Below are 7,137 nucleotides of genomic sequence, written 5' to 3'. Positions count from 1 at the left end.
TTGAGGGGGTGAACCTCTGCCTGAGGACCAGGAACAGGAGGATAGTCAGAAAAACAGCCTGCTTCTCGAAAAAAGAGCAGAATCATGACAATGCAATGAAGCTAATTTTCTATTACCGAAACCATCATACATTCTAGACCACAACCAAATATTATATGAAACATTAAATAAACTAATTCAAATTAAACCTAGGGAATTAGATAACTTAAATGAAAAGCTTTCGAGAATTTTTAATATTCCAGTTGGTGATAATCTTGAGAAGTATACTAAGCTATTAAATGATTATATAAATATATTAGAGAAGGGAGACATACAAGATAATTTAGAGTTGAGTCAACATTTACCTTCAATAGAGTTATCTAGAATTCTAGATAATCCTCAATCTTTCAAGGATTTTTTGCTAGAACTAATAAGAGACTATAGGTTAGCTAGAATTATTCTTCTATTTGATGAAGCTGCTCACGTTTTCTCATATTCTCAGCAAGAGAAATTTTTCACATTTTTCAAAACATTAAGAGATCCTAAAATAGCATGCAAGGCTGCAGTTTATCCTGGTATCACAAACTATGGTAAATACTTTGAAAGAGGACAAGATGCTAAAGAGCTTAAAGTACAATGGTCACCATTGGACGATGATGATACTAAATACATTGAAAATATAATTAAGAAAAGACTAAAGGAATATGACATACAGTACTGGAATAAGTTAAGTTCTAATCAAGATGTCCTGAAAACTTTATGTATATGTAGTAATGGAAATCCCCGGTTTGCTTTTCACATAATTGACGAATTAGAAAATAATAAAGCATTTAAAGGAAATTCTATTTCAAGTCAGATATTAGTTAATTCAATAAGAAGTGTATTTAATACAAAATGGAAAGAATTTGAGACCTTAAAAAACAGACTTATTAAATATGAGAAATATATAGCTGAAGCAGAGCTATTTGTAAAGCAAACAATCTTGCCAAATTTAAGAATTTGGAATGATAAGCAAAGAAAAAACAGATCAAAGTTATCTATTGGTTTTTATGTAACTACAGACGCATTCGACAAACTTGAGAAAGTATTTTCTATGCTTTCTTACTCTAACATAATAAACATTGATTATAGCAAAAAGAGTATTGGGCATCATAAATATTCATACTATGTAGCACTAAATCCTAGCCTGTTATTTACAGACTTGATCATAAAAGATATAAAAGAGCTTAAGAATACATCCATTGCAATAGAAAATAATCAGTCATATTCTGAGTCCTCACCTTCAATAAAAGAATTAATCGAAAGTGTATCCGATGTTAATTATATAGAATGCTCTAATCTTAATTGTGATTTTAAAACCACTGATGATAATTTTAAATTTTGTCCAAAATGTGGTAATAAGATAGAAGTCAAAGAAGAAGAGTCTTTATATAAAATATTAAGAAGCCACAGTGTCGACAATTTAAAGATTTCCAGAAAAATATTAAATCGTCTGAAAACCAAATTCAACAACATTGGTGAAATATATGATAGCGAATTAAACGATATAAGAATGCCATATATCCAAGATGTTAGAATAATTGTAATTAAAAATGCTGCTTTAGAATATATGGCAGGGTAAAGAATGCACCTAACGTTGGTTTGCCACAATGTGGACTTGAGTAGTAAATGGATACTTAGTACATTTAAATAGGTTTGAGACGACAGTAAATTGTGCTAAACCTACCGTATTTCCTCTAGAGCGTTACATGTGACTAATTAAAATATTTTACCTAAGAGCATACGACAAGAGTAATAATTCTACTCCTATATACCATCTCCTTTCATGAAAAAACGCTTCGCACTGATCGACATGGGTACAAACACCTTTCACCTGCTCATTACAGAAGTAGATGAGAGTGGCAGACAACATGACTTTGTCAAAACGAAAGTGCCGGTGCGTTTAGGACAGGGCGGAATCAGCAACGGAGCCATTGCGCCGGAAGCCTATGAACGAGCTATCAGGACGCTGAGAGATTTCAGGAGGCAGATTGATGCATATGAGGTGGAGACCGTAAGAGCGATGGCGACAAGCATGGTGCGGAATGCCTCGAATGGAGATGGTTTTATCAAAGACATTTTTAAGCAGACAGACATACAGGTGCAGGTAATAGACGGAGACAAAGAGGCAGAACTCATTTACTACGGCGTGCGGGCAGCCGGTGTGCTGGATGAGCAGACGTCGGTGGTGATGGACATTGGCGGTGGCAGCGTGGAGTTTATCATCTGCAACAAAAATGAAATCTTCTGGAAACGCAGCTTTGAGATTGGGGCGCAGCGCCTGATGGACCAGTTCTTCCAGCAAGACCCCATTGCTCCTGAAAATGCCGAAGCAGAGAAGGCCTATCTAAAAGAAAAGCTACAGCCGCTCACGGAGGCAGTGGCGCACTATAAACCCACTGTTCTGGTAGGCTCTTCCGGTACCTTCGATACCCTCTGCGACATTGACGCGCAAAGCAAGGGAGACTTCAGCCGACAGCAAAATCAACCAGCCGCCTCTATGCTGGCCATAGAAGACTTCTACCAGATACACCACGACCTGATGCGCAAGAACCATCAAGAACGCCTTGCTATACCAGGCATGCTGGAGATGCGCGTGGATATGATTGTGCTGGCAAGCATTGCCGTAGACTTTGTGCTGCAGGCTTACAACCTTCAGGAGGTTCGTGTTTCTGCTTATGCCTTGAAGGAAGGGGTTTTGCAGAAGGTGCTGGAGGAAGAGCGGAGATAGGCTACCAGTTTAAAAATTCAGAAGCTCGGCTGTAGTGCCGTACATTCAGCTTTCAGCTGCCGCTGTTGCGTGTTTTCACCAACAATACAGATCTTTGCTGTTATACCTATACCGGTTCAAACTACCCTTGCCCCTCCTCCTTGTCCTAAGATGGCCCCTACTCCCATGAGGGGAGTTTTTCTACTCAGGCCACCGCCATATGAAAGACTTTATCCGTTACAACTCCCATCCGGAAATCAGAAGCAAGGCATTCGATAGATAATTTACTAATTTGCCGCCTCTATCAGAGATTAATCCTTTATGCATTCATACAGACAACTTTTCGACTTCACCCAGGAAGTTTTTCTGCACATAGGCTGCCCACCCAAAGACGCCAAACTAGCAGCCGAGGTACTTTTAGAAGCTGACTTACGTGGTGTTGATTCCCATGGTGTGGCCCGCCTGAGCGGCTATGTGCGCTTGTGGGAAGCCGGACGCATCAACCCAAAGCCCAACATGCGCATTGTGCATGAAACACCCAGCACGGCTACCGTAGACGGCGACGGTGGGTTAGGCCTGGTCATAGCTCCCAAGGCTATGGATATTGCCATCGATAAAGCTGCTAAAGTAGGCACAGGTTGGGTATCTGTAAAAAACTCGAACCACTTTGGTATTGCCGGCTATCATGCTATGGAGGCCTTGTCGTCCGATATGATAGGTATTGCCATGACCAATGCTTCACCGCTGGTGGCTCCTACTTTCTCGACTGACCGCATGCTGGGCACCAACCCTATTGCAGTAGCCATTCCAACTAAAGACCAACCTGCGTTTGTAGCGGATTTTGCCACTGCCTCTGCCGCCAATGGCAAGCTGGAGATACTGCAGCGTAAAGAGAAGAAGGCACCAGTGGGCTGGATCCAGACAAAAGAGGGGGATCGCTCGACCAATGCCAATGAGTTGAAAAACGGCGGTGCCCTGCTGCCATTAGGTAGCGATAAGGTGCACGGAAGCCATAAAGGGTATGCCCTTGCTTCTATTGTCGATATCTTCTCTGCCGTGCTGTCAGGGGCTAACTATGGCCCGTGGGTGCCCCCGTTTGTAAGCTTCCTGCCCGTAGCGGATAACTTGGTAGGGGAAGGCATTGGCCACTTCCTGGGTGCCATGCGCGTGGATGCCTTCCGCCCCGCTGACGAGTTTAAGGCACATATGGACAACTGGATTGAAACTTTCCGTAAAGCAAAAGTAAAGAAAGGTGAGAAGGCAGTGCTGATACCGGGAGATCCGGAGCGGGAGATGGCAGAGAAGCGCCTGAAGAAGGGCATTCCGCTGCTGCCTCCCGTGGAGCGCGACCTGGAGGAACTAGGCAAGCGCTTCGGCATTAAATTGTAGAAGTATGGCAGAAAGCGCTACTGCAAAATTTTTCAGGGGAATTGGTGTAAGCTCCACCAGCAGAAGCATTCTGATGATGGTGGTGGCCTGGGCGCTGAACGTGCTGTGGCTCGGCCTTAACTACTTCTGGCGTTTTGCATCTGTGGAGGTGCTGCTAGCCATCCCTATCCTGCTGCTCCTTTATGCGCTGCTGGCCCTTTTAGGGTACACGTATTGGGGCGTACGGGAAGTGCGGGAGCAGGATGCCCCATGTGCCAATGTGATGGTGGGGGTGATTGTAGCGGTGACCTTGTTGTATTTCAATTACAACTTGTTGGAGTTTGTGTTGGGAGTGTTGAACTAAGTTCAAAGTAACTTATTTTGAAAATTTAAATGCTTTTGTAGCTTTTGTCTAAGCTGTCGTTGCTGCTGCTTATCCAGCGACTCATGGGCTACCTTTTCCATAGTTTGCTACTTGCGCTCCACTCCCGCGGGGGCGCGTTTTCCTGTTCAGCGCTGTGTAGCTGAACCTGCCCTCTCTCTGCTCGGGCTGCCTCACTGCGTTTCGGCACCGGAACATCTACAAGGCGCTTCTCAGAAAAACTGGAATCGTTTGTCCTCCGAGCCAGCAAAAAGCTTCTTCTTCACATAACAAGAAACTTTCGTATACAAGCACTTGTGTAGTACAAGCTTTTTCTCTTTTCCTGTATCTGTATCATTTTTTTGAGGAGAAGTCTGGCGTCTTAGGCATTCTTATAGTGCTATTAGTATTGCACAGCTCACTCTTCCAGATTTGTCAGCACGGAGTGAATGAGTTTCCAGTCTTTGGGTTGAGCGCCTTGTAAATGTTGCGGTGCCGCACGCAGTGAGGCAGCCCGAGCGGAGCGAATAGAGGGCCCCTACCCCCGGCAGCTTCTTTACACAGCGCGATGCCAAAAGACGAGGCCCCGCGGCCTAGAGAGCATGGAACTGAACGATGTAACTGTAGGTGAGCAGGCACTGGAGAAGCCTTAGCCACGGAAGCTTAGACAAATTCTCAATTAGGATATGAGTCGTTATAATTCTTTATGTTTGATATAAGAATGATATATCCAACTATATAAAGCAAAAAGCGCTGACAGAACACTGCCAGCGCTTTTTGTATATAAAGAGATTTGTTTACTCTATTTTCTTCCCAGACATTGCCTTCTTTATAGAAATCTGCATGACACGCTCTGCGAAGGGACTTGTCTGCGCTTCCAGCACATCCACAGCTCCGTATATAGCGTCTTTGTCACCGCCGGAAGCCAGCACATCTTTCAGGTTCTGCAGGTTTTTGCGGGTAAGGGCTATTTCCTCCTCCGTCAGGTGCTCACCGTTTTTCTCCACGAAACGCTCTACCTGGTACAGCATCTGCTCGGCGGTGCTGCGGGCTTCTATCTGCATACGCGCCGACACATCGTCTTTGGCGTGTGTAATAGAGTCCATCAGCATCTGCTCTACCTGCTCGTCAGTCAGGCCATACTGTGGCTTCACTTCTACCTCCTGCCGTGTGCCGGAACGAAGCTCTACTGCCTCCACTTTCAGAATACCATCCGCGTTCAGTATGAAATTTACATCTACTTTCGGAAAACCAGCCGGCATGGCCGGTATGCCTTTCAGGTCGAACTCTGCCAGTTTACGGTTCTCCTTCACAATATCACGCTCGCCCTGGAAAACGGAAATCTTCATGTTCACCTGCCCGTCAACAGAAGTGGTATACTGCCGGCCGGCTTTTGTTGGGATCTTGGAGTTTCTTGGGATGATAGGGTCCATCAGGCCACCCATCGTTTCGATACCTAGTGTAAGCGGTGTTACGTCCAGCAGCAGGATATCTTTGCGGTTACCGGCCAATATATCGGCCTGAATGGCGGCACCCAGCGCAACTACCTCGTCCGGGTTCAGTGTGTTGTTAGCGGGCTTTCCGAAGAACTCTGATACGGCCTCGTATACCATCGGTACCCGGGTAGAGCCTCCTACCATAATGACGGCATCAATCTGCTCCGGCTTCAGCTTGGCATCGCTCATTGCCAGCCGACAGCTTTCTATAGTTCTGGCAACGATAGGCGCTATCAGCGTCTCAAAGGTGTGCCGCTCCAGGTGGCATTCTATTTCACCATTGATGTTGCTGGTGTACACCTCTTGTGAACTGAGCGCTTTCTTCGCCTCTTCCGCCTTCAGGCGCAACTCCTGCGACAGGTTCTTGTCCTGGTTGATAGTATCCGCAACGAGTTGATTTTCGCTTATCCAGTGGTTAATGATGGCACGGTCGAAGTCGTCACCACCCAAGTAGGTATCGCCGTTGGTGGAAAGCACCTCAAATATGCCCTGGTGTATGCTCAGAATAGAAATATCGAATGTACCACCGCCCAAGTCATATACCGCCACGGTCTTCTCCTCATTCGGATCAATGCCAATACCATAGGCGAGTGCGGCGGCTGTTGGCTCGTTTACTATACGCAACACCTCCAGTCCTGCCAGCTTGCCAGCATCGCGTGTAGCCTGCCGCTGTGAGTCGTTGAAGTAAGCAGGCACGGTAATCACAGCGCGGTTCACAGGTGTTTTCAGCGAATGCTCTGCCCGCTCGCGCAGCTCTTTTAATATTTCTGCTGATAGCTCTATAGGAGAATAAAATTTATCCTTTACCCGGACCTTTACCAGCCCTTCGCTGTCATCATCTATTATCTTATATCCAAAGTAATCTTTGTGCTCACCAAGGTCCCGGTAGGATTTGCCAAGCAGGCGCTTTACAGAATAGATGGTATTAGCCGGATCGGTTATAAGATAATCTTTCGCTTCTGTACCAACATAGGTGTCGCCGTTCTGCGCGAAGTGTACCACCGACGGCACAATGGTGCCACGGCCCTGGTCGTTGATGGCGATGGGTCTCTTGTCTTCAGGATGGATGTAGGCCACCAAGCTGTTGGTCGTTCCTAAATCTATGCCTACTATTACTTCTGCTTGCTGAAGCGCACCAGTAGAAAGGTTTATTGCAACTTTTGCCATAGTATCTTTTATTACGT

Annotated in this window: 5 protein-coding genes and 1 pseudogene; 5 read left to right on the top strand and 1 reads right to left on the bottom strand. The window is 45.4% G+C overall.

Annotation, left to right across the window (positions count from 1 at the left end; all coding sequences use genetic code 11):
- The 5 genes and pseudogenes from ACFS7Z_RS27420 to ACFS7Z_RS12925 all read left to right on the top strand — a co-directional run.
- Positions 1–137: pseudogene (locus ACFS7Z_RS27420) on the top strand (IS1 family transposase); the annotation flags it as partial.
- 191 nt (positions 138–328) lie between these two features.
- Entirely contained in the window at positions 329–1,600 is a 1,272-nt protein-coding gene (locus tag ACFS7Z_RS12940) for a hypothetical protein (protein ID WP_377485141.1), read from the top strand.
- A gap of 204 nt (positions 1,601–1,804) precedes the next feature.
- Positions 1,805–2,749, top strand: a complete 945-nt coding sequence (locus ACFS7Z_RS12935) for a Ppx/GppA phosphatase family protein (RefSeq protein WP_377485139.1) — start codon at positions 1,805–1,807, stop codon at positions 2,747–2,749.
- Between the two features lie 300 nt (positions 2,750–3,049).
- The gene (locus tag ACFS7Z_RS12930; protein WP_377485137.1) at positions 3,050–4,117 is read left to right on the top strand and encodes an Ldh family oxidoreductase; all 1,068 of its coding nucleotides are present in this window, start codon (positions 3,050–3,052) and stop codon (positions 4,115–4,117) included.
- A gap of 4 nt (positions 4,118–4,121) precedes the next feature.
- Positions 4,122–4,460, top strand: coding sequence for a hypothetical protein (locus tag ACFS7Z_RS12925; protein WP_377485135.1), 339 nt, complete (start codon positions 4,122–4,124; stop codon positions 4,458–4,460).
- 794 nt (positions 4,461–5,254) lie between these two features.
- Here the strand turns inward: ACFS7Z_RS12925 and dnaK are convergent.
- Positions 5,255–7,120 (bottom strand): molecular chaperone DnaK, encoded by a 1,866-nt coding sequence (gene dnaK / locus ACFS7Z_RS12920; RefSeq protein WP_377485133.1) that lies wholly within the window; start codon positions 7,118–7,120, stop codon positions 5,255–5,257.
- Between the last annotated feature and the right edge of the window lie 17 nt (positions 7,121–7,137).

This window comes from Pontibacter toksunensis, assembly GCF_042686245.1.
Lineage (GTDB): Bacteria > Bacteroidota > Bacteroidia > Cytophagales > Hymenobacteraceae > Pontibacter > Pontibacter toksunensis.
This window is presented reverse-complemented; position numbering and strand designations above follow the sequence as displayed.